At 63.4% G+C, this 13,447-nt stretch carries 13 protein-coding genes; 2 read left to right on the forward strand and 11 right to left on the reverse strand.

Going from position 1 to position 13,447, the window contains the following annotated elements; all coding sequences use genetic code 11:
- Positions 1–1,062: glycine betaine ABC transporter substrate-binding protein (locus tag VK804_RS31255; protein WP_325752151.1), on the forward strand; the 1,062-nt coding region annotated here is incomplete at its 5' end.
- Positions 1,063–1,166: 104 nt separating this feature from the next.
- On the opposite strand, the gene VK804_RS31260 is transcribed toward VK804_RS31255, so the two are convergent.
- The 8 genes from VK804_RS31260 to VK804_RS31295 form a co-directional block, all read right to left on the reverse strand.
- Entirely contained in the window at positions 1,167–1,544 is a 378-nt protein-coding gene (locus VK804_RS31260) for a nuclear transport factor 2 family protein (protein ID WP_325752152.1), read from the reverse strand.
- Positions 1,545–1,708: 164 nt separating this feature from the next.
- Positions 1,709–2,389 (reverse strand): OmpA family protein, encoded by a 681-nt coding sequence (locus tag VK804_RS31265; protein ID WP_325752153.1) that lies wholly within the window; start codon positions 2,387–2,389, stop codon positions 1,709–1,711.
- Positions 2,389–2,805 (reverse strand): hypothetical protein, encoded by a 417-nt coding sequence (locus tag VK804_RS31270; protein ID WP_325752154.1) that lies wholly within the window; start codon positions 2,803–2,805, stop codon positions 2,389–2,391. The genes VK804_RS31265 and VK804_RS31270 overlap by 1 nt, the downstream gene beginning before the upstream one ends.
- Before the next feature lie 108 nt (positions 2,806–2,913).
- Positions 2,914–3,846: an aspartyl/asparaginyl beta-hydroxylase domain-containing protein gene (locus VK804_RS31275; protein WP_325752155.1), complete on the reverse strand. Its 933-nt coding sequence runs from the start codon at positions 3,844–3,846 to the stop codon at positions 2,914–2,916.
- 108 nt (positions 3,847–3,954) lie between these two features.
- Positions 3,955–5,664 carry a sulfatase-like hydrolase/transferase gene (locus tag VK804_RS31280; RefSeq protein ID WP_325752156.1) on the reverse strand — a complete coding sequence of 570 codons (1,710 nt, stop codon included), beginning with the start codon at positions 5,662–5,664 and terminating at the stop codon, positions 3,955–3,957.
- 198 nt (positions 5,665–5,862) lie between these two features.
- Entirely contained in the window at positions 5,863–6,678 is an 816-nt protein-coding gene (locus VK804_RS31285) for an MBL fold metallo-hydrolase (RefSeq protein ID WP_325752157.1), read from the reverse strand.
- Positions 6,679–6,762: 84 nt separating this feature from the next.
- A complete protein-coding gene (locus tag VK804_RS31290) occupies positions 6,763–8,508 on the reverse strand; it encodes a tetratricopeptide repeat protein (RefSeq protein ID WP_325752158.1) in 1,746 nt (581 codons plus the stop codon).
- Between the two features lie 90 nt (positions 8,509–8,598).
- Positions 8,599–9,261 (reverse strand): TetR/AcrR family transcriptional regulator, encoded by a 663-nt coding sequence (locus VK804_RS31295; RefSeq protein ID WP_325752159.1) that lies wholly within the window; start codon positions 9,259–9,261, stop codon positions 8,599–8,601.
- Positions 9,262–9,370: 109 nt separating this feature from the next.
- Here VK804_RS31295 and VK804_RS31300 point away from each other — a divergent pair, with 109 nt between their 5' ends.
- Complete coding sequence (locus VK804_RS31300; protein WP_325752160.1) at positions 9,371–9,994, forward strand: hypothetical protein; 624 nt, start codon at positions 9,371–9,373, stop codon at positions 9,992–9,994.
- A 1-nt stretch (position 9,995) separates the two neighbouring features.
- Here VK804_RS31300 and VK804_RS31305 read toward each other — a convergent pair whose 3' ends face one another.
- The 3 genes from VK804_RS31305 to ilvC form a co-directional block, all read right to left on the reverse strand.
- A complete protein-coding gene (locus VK804_RS31305) occupies positions 9,996–10,847 on the reverse strand; it encodes an SDR family oxidoreductase (protein ID WP_325752161.1) in 852 nt (283 codons plus the stop codon).
- A 98-nt stretch (positions 10,848–10,945) separates the two neighbouring features.
- The gene (locus tag VK804_RS31310) at positions 10,946–12,250 is read right to left on the reverse strand and encodes an MFS transporter (protein WP_325752162.1); all 1,305 of its coding nucleotides are present in this window, start codon (positions 12,248–12,250) and stop codon (positions 10,946–10,948) included.
- 391 nt (positions 12,251–12,641) lie between these two features.
- A partial coding sequence (ilvC, locus tag VK804_RS31315) for a ketol-acid reductoisomerase (RefSeq protein WP_325752163.1) occupies positions 12,642–13,447 on the reverse strand: 806 nt, incomplete at its 5' end.

A 13,447-nucleotide genomic window follows, 5' to 3' on the forward strand; every position in this document is an offset into this window, starting at 1 on the left:
GTGATCGGCACCGCGACGCTTTCGACCCCGATCGGCCAGACCAGCCTCGGCAATTACATCTTTGCAGGATTGCAGACGCAGAACTGGGTCTTCGTGCTGTTCGGCTGCCTCGCCGCCGCGGTCCTTGCGCTCGCGGTCGACCAGTTGCTGGCCCTGATCGAGACCGGCATCCGCAAGCGCAGCCGCGTCCGCACCCTGCTCGGCGGCGCCGGCATTGCCGCACTGGCCGCGGCAACGCTGATGCCGACGCTGGCGCGCTCGCCGTTGAGCTACATCGTCGGCGCAAAGACCTTTGCCGAGCAATATGTGCTGTCGGCGCTGATCGCGCAGCGGCTGCAGGCGGCGGGACTGATCGCGACCACCCGCGAAGGCCTCGGCTCCAACGTGATCTTCGATGCGCTGGTGACCAACGACATCGATGTCTATGTCGATTATTCCGGCACGCTGTGGGCCAACCAGTTTCACCACAGCGATATCAGGCCGCGCGAGGAGTTGCTGGGTGAATTGAAGGCTATTTTGGCGCAACAGAGGATCACGCTACTGGGCGAACTCGGCTTCGAAAACGCTTATGCGCTGGTGATGCCGCGCAGGCGCGCCGAGGCGCTCGGTATCCATTCGATCGCCGATCTCGCATCGCACGCGCCGATGATGTCGATCGCGGGCGATTACGAATTCTTCTCGCGGCCGGAATGGGCCGGCCTGCAAAAGGCCTACGGTTTGAACTTTCGCGCGCAGCGGCAGATGCAGCCGGACTTCATGTATGCGGCAGTCGCTTCCGGCGAGGTCGACGTGATCGCGGGCTATACCAGCGACGGCCTGATTGCGAAATACGATCTCGTCGCACTCGACGATATCAGGCACGCCATTCCGCCCTATGACGCCATCGTGCTGCTGGCGCCGAAGCGCGCCGGCGACGAAGCGTTGCGCGCCGCGCTGGCCCCGCTGCTCGGCAAGATCGACATCGCCGACATGCGCGAGGCCAATCTGCGCGCCGCCGGCGGCGACGGCGCGTCATCGCCGGATGCGGTGGCGCGCTGGCTGTGGGAGAAGATCGGGCGGTAGCAATTTGTAGGGTGGGCAAAGCGAAGCGTGCCCACCATTTTCAATGCTGCGCGAGAGTCGGTGGGCACGGCGCAAGTGCGCCTTTGCCCACCCTACGCAGCGACTTAAACCGGTTTGCGGTAAACGTCCTTGGTCGCGAGCTTGCCGTCGCTGAAGGTGTAGCGCTCGATGCCGCGCTGCTCCCGCTGCTCGCCGGTGTCGCGCAGCGTTTCGCTGACGCGGAAGGTCATGAAGGTCACATCGCCGGCGTGATGGTACGCCACCTCGTGAAACCGCTGCGCGGAGAATTTTGCCCTCTGCTCGGCGAGATGCGCACGGATCGCGGCGGGATCGGCCAGCGTTTTCACAACAGCGAGGCCGTCGTGGAAACTCCAGACGAAGCCGGGCGCGACGACGCGATAGAGCGCATCCATGTCGTTCTTGAACAGGGCGCGCGCAAAACCCCTGAGCAGTTCGTCTCGCTCGGCTGGCTGAGGATCCACGGCCACTTCCAGGTTATCCGCTATCATTTGACTCCTTGGGTAAAGGTCGACGCCGTTGCAGAATCGGTAGGGTGGGTTAGCCGAAGGCGTAACCCACCGATTCCTCGCGACGTCCGACTTGACGGTGGGTTACGCCTTCTCCAACCCACCCTACAAGCTACAAACTAGTGCTTGGCCTTGTGGGTCCCTTTTTTCGCAGGGGCGACTGCGGGGGCGACGGGGGGAGAGCTTGCCTCGAGCACGCTTCCGACGGTCGCAACCTGGGTTGCCTGGTTGATCGGCGCGGTCGGACGGGCGCTGTCCAGCATCTGCTCCTCGCCGAGACCGAGCGACTGCAGGCGCTTGGACGAAACCTTGAAGGTGCCGACCAGGATATCGCGGATCACGTCGGCCCTGCGCTGGCTGAGCGTCAGATTGTTCTCGCGCCTACCCGTCGACGCGGTATGGCCGATGATCAGGAATCTGTATCCGAGCAGCGTGGGATGGGTCAGCGTATCGGCGATGCGGCCGAGCGTGCGGTAGGACTCGGGCCGAACCACGGCCGCGTCCTCGTCGAACTGGATGTCGGCACTGATCTGCGGCAGTTGTGACAATTCGGGCGCGACCGGCGGACGCTTCAGCGGCGCGGCGTCGGCCTTCGACCTCGCTTTGATCCGGTCGGCCGCCTGTTGCCGCAGCGCTGCGACGTCGAGATCGGGGCTCGTTGCGGAGACGGCGAGTTTGCCGACCCAGTCGTCCGGCGCCTCCGCCGCCTGGGTCTGCGCCCGGCACGGCAGCGCCGCAAAACCGGTCAGCGCGGCGACCAGCAGGGCCACACGCAATCGGATTTTCGCATTCGCGGGCATCAGCGATACCCCGCTTCGCTGACGGCCTTGTTGCAATTGATGCCGATCCCGCGCGGTCCCGCCGCCAGGCAGGCGATGGCCTCGCCGCTGCCCTTTAGCGTGCCGGGACAGAGTTTGGCGACGTCGTGTTCGCATAATTTGGTGACCGCGGCGCGGGCCGCGACCCGCTTGGCGATTGCCTCAAAAGCCCGGCCATAGTCGCTCTTGCACTGCGGCGACAGCACATCCTGATTGCGATAAAGGCAGTCCTTCATCCTGACGGCGTCGAGATTGACGCCGCGGCAATTGGTGTCGATGTCCTTGGCGCAGCTGGCGCCCAGCAATGCCGCCGAGTCCTCGAACTTGACCGTCTGCGCCGACGCGGACGACCAGAGGACGATCGCGAGAACGACCGATATCGCGCGAATTGGGTTCATGGCTTCATATCGCATGAAGTGGGTGCGCCGGGTCAAGCTTTTGGGAGAGGAAAAAGTCAGGATTTTGCAGCGCACCGCACGGAGATTGCGGATACGCCGCCCGGCCTCTCAGGTGAAGGCGGTGGCGAGGAAAGCCGCGATGATGCCGCCGATCACCAGGTATTTCACCGCGTAGTAGGCGCGCTTGTTCCAGGCCTTCATCCGCTTGCCCAACAGCCGCACCTGATAGACCGAGCCGAAGACGCGGTTGATCCAGCCGACGTGTTCGCCCTCTTCGTTCTGGGTCGCGCTCTCGTTGATGATGTGCGTCGAGACCCAGCGGTTGACCGCGGTCATGGCGCGGGTGCGCAAGGGACGCTCGACGTCGCAGAACAGGATGATGCGGTCGTCGGAGGTGGTGTTCTCGGCATAGTGCAGATAGGTCTCGTCGAACAGGATGTCGTCGCCCTCGCGCCAATAATAGGGCTGGCCGTCGATGAAGATCCGGCATTCGCCCGCCGTCTTCGGCACCAGCAGGCCCAGATGATAGCGCAGCGAGCCGGCATAGGGATCGCGGTGCTGCACCAATTTGCCGCCGGGCGGCAGGCTTGCGAACATCGCGCCCTTGACGTTCGGGATCGAATTCAGGAGCTCGACCGTCTTCGGGCAATTGGCGAGCGCCGACGGCAGCGCAGCTCCATACCATTTCAGATAGAACCGCTTCCACCCGGTGCGGAAGAACGAGTTGAAACCCCAGTCGTTGTATTTGTCGGCGGCCTTGATCTGCCCTTGCGCGAACAATGCCAGCGCCTCTTCCCGCATGGTCTGCCAGTTGTCGCGAAGCAGGTTGAGCTCGGGGACCATTCCGACCTGCAGGATCGGCCGGTTCGGCACCGCCGAAAACAGGTACATCAGGACGTTATAGGGCGCCATGATGGTGGAATGGTCGGAAAATTGCCGCCAGAATCCGAGCCGCACCTTGCCGCGGAAATGAACCGCGACCGCGGAGCCGAGAAAGGCCCAAACCACAAGAAATTGTGGCGCGAATAGACGCATCACCATGGCGAGAAAACCCCGAAAAGGCCGCTGCAGCGCCATAGTAGCAGGTCTGCAGGGCCACACTCAAGGCTGCCGCATGCGTCCCTTCACAGGGAACCTGTGTCGGCCGGCCTACAATCCCTGGATTAGCCCCGCGTCGATCAAAAGCCGGTTGAAGCGGCGGGCCTCGCTGCCGTCCTTGCAGGCATAGAACATCCCCTTGCAGCGCAGCATGATGTCCTTCTGCTCGGCGAAGGAGGGATCGAGCGGGATGCCGGCGGCTTCCTGGATCACCAGCGGCAGATACGGGCCGTCGATGGTGTCCATGCGCGTCGGGCTCTCGACCGGTTCGAAGTTGATGGCATCGATGGCATAATAGGTCGCGTAATAGCGCGGATCGTAATTCTCCAGCTTCTTTCCGACGCCCGCTTCGCCGAGTTCCGGATCGAGCACGTGCGGCGAGAATTCCGGCTGGTGATCGCCATAGCGCACGATCAGGAACGGTTCCGCCGGAAACCGCCGTTTCAGCCCCGCGAGGAAGGCGCGGTAGTCGTCGGCGCTCATCGCCTGCCGGCGCAGATATTCGTCGACCACCGGCTCGTTACCGGGCCCGCGCCAGGATGGCATCAGGTCGGGGCGAAACTTCGTCTCCCAGGGAAAATGATTGGCGGCGAGATAGACGAACATGAACCATGGGGTATGCGGCGGCTCCTGCGCCATCAGTCCGACGGCCTTGTCGTAGAAGAAACTGTCGGGCTCGACGTCGCGGGCGCCGAGGTCATGGGCATCGTAGAAATGCTGGATGCCGGTGGTCACCTGAAAGCTGCGCGCGCTCATGAATGCGCCGAAGGCCGGATAGAGCGAAATGGTATCGTAGCCGCAGCGGCGCAGCGAAAGCGGCAGTCCGCGCTCGACGCGGCCCGAGGCGATGCGGGTGACGAAATAGGCGAAGCGGCCGAACGAGCGCGACGACAGGCCCGCGAGCACGTTGTATTCGGTGAACCAGCTCGGGCCGCCATTGCTTTCGGCGAGGAAGCTGCGCTCGCGGCCGTCGAATGATTTGAAGTGGCCGCCATAACCCTGCGGCACCTTGATGCCGCCGGCCGCGCGGATGTCGAAACTCGACTCGTCGTGGATCATGATGATGTTGGGCCGCACGCCCCTCGGATGGCAGGAATCCAGGAGCGGCACCTTGAGATGCGCATCGGCTGTCACATCCGATTCCATGAAGCCGTAATTGATGAAGTCCGACACCGCGGTCACGCCGGAGCGGGCGAATTTCGACAGGTAGCCGTCGTCGTAATAGCCGCGCCAGGCTTCATCGGGCCAGGCAAAGGCATAGCCGACCAGCGCCGCCAGGCAGGCCAAAAGACAGGCCAGCGCCGGCAGGCGGCGGATGCGGAACGGATCGAGCCGCCACAACGCAACCATCAACGGCAGGATGAGGACGGCCGCGGCGATCACCGACCAGCGCAGATTGGGGAAGATGGTGAAGAGAAATGCCGCGGTATCGCGGTCGATCACCATCAGGTCGACGAAGTTCGCGGTCATCTGGACGATGTCGTGCTTGAGCCGCGACAGCAGGACCAGCAGCACCACCAGCGTCAGCGACAGCGCGCCCGACAGCGCGGGACGCCGCAGCAGCGCGATGAAAGAGCCGTTCAGGATCCCCCATGACAGCAGAAAACAGCTGCGCGAGCCGAAATCGGTTTCGGTCTGCAGCATGAGCGCGAGCGCGGCCAGCTGCGGCGTCGCCACCGCCAATAGCCGCCAGATGCCGACCGAGCCAGGGCCGGTGGCGGCGATCGTGGGGACTGGACCTGGATTTGGCGCCGGCGCCATGGGCTTTGAGACGCTAACTCGAATCCGGCACTGGCATCTCTCCTTGGCCGGCGGTGGCCAGGAAACGGACGGCGCAGCCGGAGCCTGCGCGACGTGTCATAAAAGCGTAATGGAACCGTCATGACAGCGCAACAGAGCGGCCCGCGCTTGCGGCAATTTGCGCGCGGCAACCTTAATCGAGCCGCTTGTCGCGGGCGTTTATGCCTGCCTGCCCTCGAGCAGTTCGACATAGCGTGCTGCCGAGCGTTCAACCGCGCGGCTGCCTGCCGCCATCACCTGTCGCCCCGGGAAGGCGCCGTAGATCCGCTCGAACCGCCAGGGCACCAGCGTTCCGGCGATACGGCGGACCGTCGCTGCGGCGAGCGGCATCATGTTGGGATAGCTCCAGAGAAAGCTGACCCGGCTGAGGTCCGCCGCCACCTGAAGAATATCCCCGCTGAGGATCGCGCCCCGTCCCTCGGCGCCTTCAGCCCAATGCAGCACCGTCCCGCCGGGAAAGTGGCCGCCAAGCCGGAGCAGCGTCACGCCTTCGGCGATTTGCAGCGTCTCGCCGTGCCAGTGGCGGATGGCGGGATCGGCGCGCATCACCCATTGCGCGTCAGCTTCGTGCAGATGGACCGGACATCCAAAGGCGCGCGCCCAATCCTGCATGCACGTATAATAATGCGGATGCGAGATCGCGATCGCCCGCAAGCCGCCCAATGCGCGAACCAGCGCCTCGGTCGCCTCATCCAGTAGCGCGATGCAATCCCACAGGATATTGCCGCCTTGGGTGCGCAACAGCAGGGCGCGCTGGCCGATGCCAAATTGCGGATGGGTGTGGATTTCGAACAGGTCGCCCTCCAGCCGGCGCCAGGCGTTGACATGGCCGCCGGCGAGCTTTTCCGGGGTCGTCCAGGACTGTCCCGTTCGCGGCACGTATTGCCGTTCGTCCTGGCAGATCGGGCAGCGCGATGGTGGCGCATCGGTGTCCGGATACGAGGTACCGCAGGTGCTGCAGATGTGGATCGGCATCAAACTGTCTTCATCGCTGGGGCTGACGGCACTATCCTCGGCGCCTTCAGTCGCGCCGATACGCCCGGGTCGGGCAGAATCGGCTCATGGCGCGATGCCAAGCGCCTTGAGTTCATCATTGGCGGCATCCCATTCGAGGAAAGTGCGGGGGCAATTGCCGACGGCGAACAGGAACAGGCGGCCCGCATCATCCTTCGTCCCCTTCAACAACGACAGCTCTCCCGCATAAAAGTTCGCTTCGCAGACCTGGCCCTTCTTCTTGACGGGGTCCGGATCATCGGCCGCGGCCAGCACGGCGGCTTGTGTCATCTGGCCCAGGAACAGACCAATGACCGGCGCCGGCCATTTGGTCATGTCGACTTGCGAACTGGCCTGCGCCAGACGGCTCGCGACATTGTTGCGCCGGCCGACGATATCGAGCCACAGCGCGGTATAAGCGTCCTTGGGATCGAGGGCATTCGCCTGGTTGAAATCGGCAAGCGCTTTTGGAAGCGCACCGGCATAAAGATTGACGCGGCCGCGACTGGCGTAGATACCGGCGTTCTTCGGATCGAGGCTGATCGCCTGGCTGTAGTCGGCGACGGCGCGGTCGTAGTCGCGTTTGCGGCTATAGGCGAAGCCCCGATTCCTGTAGGCACTGGCGAATTTGGGATCGAGGCTGATCGCCTGGTTATAGTCGGCGATGGCGCGATCGTAATCGCCCTGGTGCCGGGCGTATGCGAAACCCCGATTGTTGAACGCCTTGGCGTTTTTCGGATCGAGGCCGATCGCCTCGTTGTAGTCGGCGATGGCGCGGTCGTAGTCGCCCTTGCGGCCATAGGTGTTGCCACGATTACTGTGGGCCAGCACATCCTTGGGATCGAGGCTGATGGCCTGGTTGTAGTCGGCAATGGCGCGGTCGTAGTCGCCCTTGTCGTCGTATACGTTGCCCCGACCGATGTAGGCGCTGTCGTTTTTGGGATCGAGGCTGATGGCCCGGTTGTAATCGGCCATGGCGCGGTCTTTGTCGCCCTTGTCGCGATATGCGTTACCCCGACTATTGTAGGCAATGGCGCCCGCGGGCTCGAGACTGATCGCCTGGTCATAGTCTGCGATGGCGCGATCGTAGTCACCCTTGTCCTTGTAGGCGAGGCCACGGTTTCTGTAGGCCTTGGCGTGTTTCGGGTCGAGGCTGATCGCCTGGCTGTAGTCGGCGATGGCGCGGTCATTGTCGCCCTTGTTGCGGTAGGCGAGGCCCCGGCCGTTATAGTAATCGGCATCCTTGGGATTGAGGCTGATCGCCTGGTTGCAGTCGGCGATGGCGCGGTCGTAATCGCCCTTGTTGCGATATGCCGTGCCGCGATTGTAATAGGCGTTCGGATATTGGGGGTCGAGGCCGATCGCCCGGTCATAGTCGGCGATGGCGCGGTCGTAGTCACCCTTGTCGTCATAGGTGGCGCCCCGACCGTTATAGGCATAGGCGAATTTGGGATTGAGGCTGATCGCCCGGTTGAAGTCGGCGATGGCGCGGTCGTAGTCGCCCTTGTCGTCGTAAGCGTTGCCCCGGCCATTATAGTAATCGGCATCCTTGGGATCGAGGCTGATCGCTTGACTGTAGTCGGCGATGGCGCGGTCGTTGTCGCCTTTGAGTCGATAGGCATTGCCCCGATTGTTGTAGTTGACGGCCTGGTTGTGTCCCTTCCATTTCCCCGAATTGATGCTTTGGGTGCAGGCGACGATTCGAGGCTCGGCGTCGCGCAGCGTGTCGCACGGGTCGGCGGCGGCCGGGCCGCTCAGGAAAATCACCATCGCGATCAGTGCGCTCGAAAATCCCCATTCGGTGCGGTTCATGTCGGGCCCCATGCAAAATCGATGGCGTCGAATATCCCGGCATTACGCGAAGGTTCTTGCTCGCTCGTCAAGTGCGCAGATTGCGAGGGACTAGCGCCGGGCGATGCCTTCGATGAAGAGATCGAGGATCGCTTCCGCGGTGCGCCCGACCTCACCCTCCGCCACGCCCCAGCGCGGCAAATGGCGATCGATACTCATGCGGGCAAAGCCGTAGACCAGCGCCCGGCCAGCGATCAGCACGGTCTTGAGGTCCGCCGAACGAAGCTGCCCTTGCGCAAAAGCCTCCGCCAGCAGGCGTTCGGTCATCCCGATCAATTCGGCGTTGTCGCGCGACAGCTCGCTTGCGCCGTCGTGGTCGAAGAAGCGCCCGCTCGAGATGATCTCGAAGTGGGCCGGGTTGCGCATCGCCCAGCGCAGATAGGCCATGCCGAAGGCGCGAAACCGCGCAAGCGGGTCGGCGGCGGGAATTTCCGCAAGCGCCGCGGCGATCTCGATGCGGAAACGCCGCTGCGCTTCCTCGGCGACCGCAATCATCAGCGCATCGCGGCTTTCGAAATGGCGAAACGGCGCGCCGGGCGAGACCCCGGCGCGGCGCGCCGCCTCGCGCACGCTGACGGAATCGGCGCCGCCCTTCTCGGCCAGTTCGAGCGCCGCATCGATCAGTCCACGCCGGAGGTCGCCATGATGATAGGGTTTCGGCGGCGGCGAACGGCGGCGGGATGGCGGTCGCTTCGGCCTGGCGGATACGGGCATGGCGCATGCTAGCATCACCCGATCGTGAATGTAAGCGCTGATTACACGGCTTGACGATCGCTATCCGACCGAATGTAACTGATGATTACATTGACGGAGGGAAGCCAGCATGCCGCAGCAATCGCAACCCTGGTTCGAAGGCTGGCGGGTGTTCGCCGTGCTCACTTTGGTGCTGGCCGGCCTCTCGATCTGGATCGCGGGCATGCGGCAGTTCGAGGTCGAGGGCGTGCGGATAGTGATCCGCTTCACCGCACGCACTTCGCTGTTGCTGTTCTGCCTCGCCTTTGGCGCCGCCGCCCTGGCAAGGCTGTGGCCCAACGCCTGGACGCGATGGCAGCGGCGCAACCGCCGCTACCTTGGCGTCAGCTTCGCGGCATCGCACGGCCTCCACGCCATTGCCATCGCCTGCTTCGCTGTGATGTCGCCGGCGCTGTTCGCGCAGGCCACCAGTCCCGCCTCCTATATCTTCGGCGGCATCGGCTACGCCTTCATCGTCGCGATGACGGCGACCTCGTTCGACCGCACGGCGGCCGCGATCGGCCCGCGCGCCTGGCGCATCCTGCACCTCGCCGGCGGCTATTACCTCTGGTTCCAGTTCATGGTGTCGTTCGGCAAGCGGATTCCCGCGATGCCGTCCTATGCGCTGTTCCTGGTGCCGCTGCTCGCGGTGATGGCGCTGCGGCTGATCGCGATGGCTGTGGCGCGAACGCCGCGCACGGCGCGAGCGGGTTAAATCAGGCGGGTGGCATCAGCCCGAGCCGCTTGGCGATAATCCTGTCGACCATGCGTTTCGGCAGGATCGCAGTGATCAGGTGCCGCATCGGATCCGGCGTCAGCTGATAGCGCACCTTGGGGTGAGGCGAGGTCAGGGCGTTCGCGATCGCATCGGCGATCTTTTCCGGCGGCATGGCTATTTCGCTGAGGTGTTTTGTGAAGGCGCGAACCTTTTCCAGCGCCGGAGCATATGGCGAGTTGGTATAGGCGGAAACATCGATGTCGTCGGTCTTGCCCCAGATCGGCGTTTTCACCGCGCCCGGCGCGATGATGATGACATCGATACCGAACAGCATCATTTCCCGGCGCAGCGTTTCCGACAGCCCCTCGATCGCGTGCTTGGAGGCCACATAGGGCGATGACAACGGGTTGCCGCTTTTCCCGGCCACCGAGGAGATCATCACGATGCGTCCCTTGGGCCCCCTTAGCGACGGATCCGAACCGAGCAGCGGAGCGAAGGCCTGGGTCGCGATGACCGGCCCGACCACGTTCACTTCCAGCTGGCGGCGGAAATCGTCGACCGAAAGTTCGAGTACCGGTCCGCCGAGCGCGATGCCGGCATTGTTGACAAGCCCGGCCAGCGTCTCGCCGTTGAGCGCGGCGCGGACCTCGAGGGCGGCCGCGAGCACCGCGGCTTCGTCGGTGACATCGAACAACAGCGGGGTGAAATTCGCACCCAGCTCGCTCCGGAGGCGGTCGGCGTCGGCCGGCTTGCGCACGCTGCCGAACACGCGAAAGCCGCGGTCGAGCAATAATTTCGCGGTGGCCCAGCCGATTCCGGTGGTTGCGCCGGTAATGACGACAGATCGCATGATGTGGCCCCGCCCGCTTGATGTTGGTCGCACTCATGTAGGGTGGATGGAACCAAGCGCAATCCGGGCCGTCTCGCTCGCAGCCCGAACCCCTGGCGTCACTCCGCGGGCGCAGCGACCGCCGAGGCGGGCAGCCGGTTGGGGATGTGGAGGAACAGTGCGCAGACGATCGCGGCGACCAGTCCGAGCAATGCCAATCCGTAAAGCCCGCCCGAATAGCTGCCGGTCAGGTCTTTCATGACGCCGACATACCACGGCCCGAAGAAGCCTCCGAGATTGCCGAGCGAGTTGATCCAGGCAATGCCTGCCGCCAGCCCAGCGCCGCTGAGGAACATCGGCGGCATCGCGAAGAACGGACCCTTGGAGCCATAGAAGCCCATCGCAGCGATCGACATTCCGACCAGCGCCCACCAGGTCCCCATCGTCAGGCCGGCGATCACCAGTCCCACCGTCGAGAACACACAGCCGATGAACAGATTCCAGCGGCGCTCGTTCATGCGATCGGAGATGCGCCCCCATACCACCATGGCGATGGCGCCGCAGATATAGGGGATCATGGTGAGCCAGCCCACCGTCATGTTGCTGTAGTTGCCGAGCGACTTGATCATCTGCGGAATGAAGATCAGCATGCCGAGGCTCGCGGTCACGATGCCGAGATAGTTCAACGCCAGCAACAGCACCTTGGGATTGTAAAGCGCCTGCCACAGCGTAAATTTGCGCACCGCCTCGGTGGCACGGCGCTCGGCGGCGATCTTGTTGACGAGCCAGTTGCGCTCTTCCGCGGTCAGGAATTTGGCCTGCTCGGGTCGGTCGGTCAGCACGAAAAACGTGACCACGCCGATCAGCACGGTCGGGATCGCCTCCGCGATATACATGACCTGCCAACCCTTCAGGCCGAACAGGCCGTCGAGGCCGAGAAGCCCCGTCGAGATCGGCGCACCGAGGGCGACCGCAACCGGCAGGCCGACCAGGAAACCCGACACGATGCGGGCATGGTGATGGCTCGGGAACCAATACGTAAAGTAGAGGATGATGCCGGGGAAGAAGCCGGCCTCGGCGACGCCGAGCAGAAAGCGCACGATCGCGAAACTCGTCGGACCCGTCACCATCGCGGTCGCGCCTGCGAGGATTCCCCAGGTGATCATGATCCGGGCGATCCATATCCTGGCGCCGATCTTTTCCAGGATCACATTGCTGGGGACCTCGAAAATGAAATAGCCCCAGTAAAACATGCCGACCGCAAAGCCGAAGGTGCCGGCCGACATGCCGATGTCGCCGCGCATCGTGAGCCCTGCGAAGCTCACATTGATCCGGTCGATATAGGCGAGCACGTAAGACAGGACCGCAAATGGCAGCAGCCGCAGGTAGACCTTGCGCATGGTCGAGCGTTCGAGCGAGTCCATTGTTCCCCTCCCAGGATTTGATGGCCGGCCCGGCTTCTGCCGATGTTTTGATACCTCACGGTAACACAACGCGCAGGCAGTGCAGTTGAACTTTAGGGGTGCCCGGGCACTCTCCGCCGACGAAAGTGCACCGATTTCGTGATAAAGAAAGAGATGAGCGTACCGGTCTTTGAGCTTGACATGATTTGGCTTTCTTTCGGGCGAGATTCCGCGGAAAGCGCTTCAGATCAAGAATGTGGTTGAAGTCTCATTTCTTCGATCCCGGCTGAGATGGCGCGGAGCGAAGAATTTGAATGAAGCGGCAATACTTCGAGAAACCGAAAAGGCGAGACCGTATTTTGCGATCTCGCCTTTGGGTATAGCAATCAGACTTTAATTTTCGGTGTCGCGTTTAGTTCTTCGTCTTGTCGACCAGCGCGCCCTTCTTGATCCACGGCATCATGTCGCGGAGTTTGGCGCCGACTTCCTCGATCGGGTGGGTGGCGAGCTTGGCGCGGGTGGCCTTGAACGAGGTCTGGTTGACCTTGTTCTCGAGCATCCAGTCGCGCGCGAAGCGGCCCGACTGGATGTCGGCGAGCACGCGCTTCATCTCGGCCTTGGTCTCCGCGTTGACGATGCGGGGACCTGAGACATATTCGCCGTATTCGGCGGTGTTGGAAATCGAGTAGTTCATGTTGGCGATGCCGCCTTCATAGATCAGATCGACGATCAGTTTCACCTCATGCAGGCACTCGAAATAGGCCATCTCCGGCGCGTAGCCGGCTTCCACCAGCGTCTCGTAGCCGGCCTTCATCAGCTCGACGAGGCCCCCGCTCAGCACCGACTGCTCGCCGAACAAATCGGTCTCGCATTCCTCGCGGAACGACGTCTCGATGATGCCGGCGCGGCCGCCGCCGATGGCGGCGCCGTACGACAGGCAGAGGTCGTGGGCGTTGCCGGAGGCGTCGCGGTGGATCGCCAGCAGGCACGGCACGCCGGCGCCGCGCTGATACTCCGAGCGCACAGTATGGCCGGGGCCCTTCGGCGCGATCATCAGCACGTCGAGATCGGCGCGCGGCTCGATCAGGTTGAAATGCACGTTGAGCCCATGGGCGAACATGATGGCGGCGCCTTCCTTCATGTTGGCGACGAGGTGATCGCGATAGATGTCGGCCTGCAATTCGTCGGGCGTGAGCATCATCATCACGTCGGCCCATT

Origin of the sequence: Bradyrhizobium sp. (genome assembly GCF_035484855.1) — a bacterium.
Taxonomy (GTDB): Bacteria; Pseudomonadota; Alphaproteobacteria; order Rhizobiales; family Xanthobacteraceae; genus Bradyrhizobium.

Coding starts and splice junctions, on each gene's coding strand:
- VK804_RS31265 (WP_325752153.1), bottom strand. CDS start 2,389: ATGCCCGCGAATGCGAAAATCCGATTGCGTGTGGCCCTGCTGGTCGCC.
- VK804_RS31270 (WP_325752154.1), bottom strand. CDS start 2,805: ATGAACCCAATTCGCGCGATATCGGTCGTTCTCGCGATCGTCCTCTGG.
- VK804_RS31275 (WP_325752155.1), bottom strand. CDS start 3,846: ATGGTGATGCGTCTATTCGCGCCACAATTTCTTGTGGTTTGGGCCTTT.
- VK804_RS31280 (WP_325752156.1), bottom strand. CDS start 5,664: ATGGCGCCGGCGCCAAATCCAGGTCCAGTCCCCACGATCGCCGCCACC.
- VK804_RS31285 (WP_325752157.1), bottom strand. CDS start 6,678: ATGCCGATCCACATCTGCAGCACCTGCGGTACCTCGTATCCGGACACC.
- VK804_RS31290 (WP_325752158.1), bottom strand. CDS start 8,508: ATGAACCGCACCGAATGGGGATTTTCGAGCGCACTGATCGCGATGGTG.
- VK804_RS31295 (WP_325752159.1), bottom strand. CDS start 9,261: ATGCCCGTATCCGCCAGGCCGAAGCGACCGCCATCCCGCCGCCGTTCG.
- VK804_RS31300 (WP_325752160.1), top strand. CDS start 9,371: ATGCCGCAGCAATCGCAACCCTGGTTCGAAGGCTGGCGGGTGTTCGCC.
- VK804_RS31305 (WP_325752161.1), bottom strand. CDS start 10,847: ATGCGATCTGTCGTCATTACCGGCGCAACCACCGGAATCGGCTGGGCC.
- VK804_RS31310 (WP_325752162.1), bottom strand. CDS start 12,250: ATGGACTCGCTCGAACGCTCGACCATGCGCAAGGTCTACCTGCGGCTG.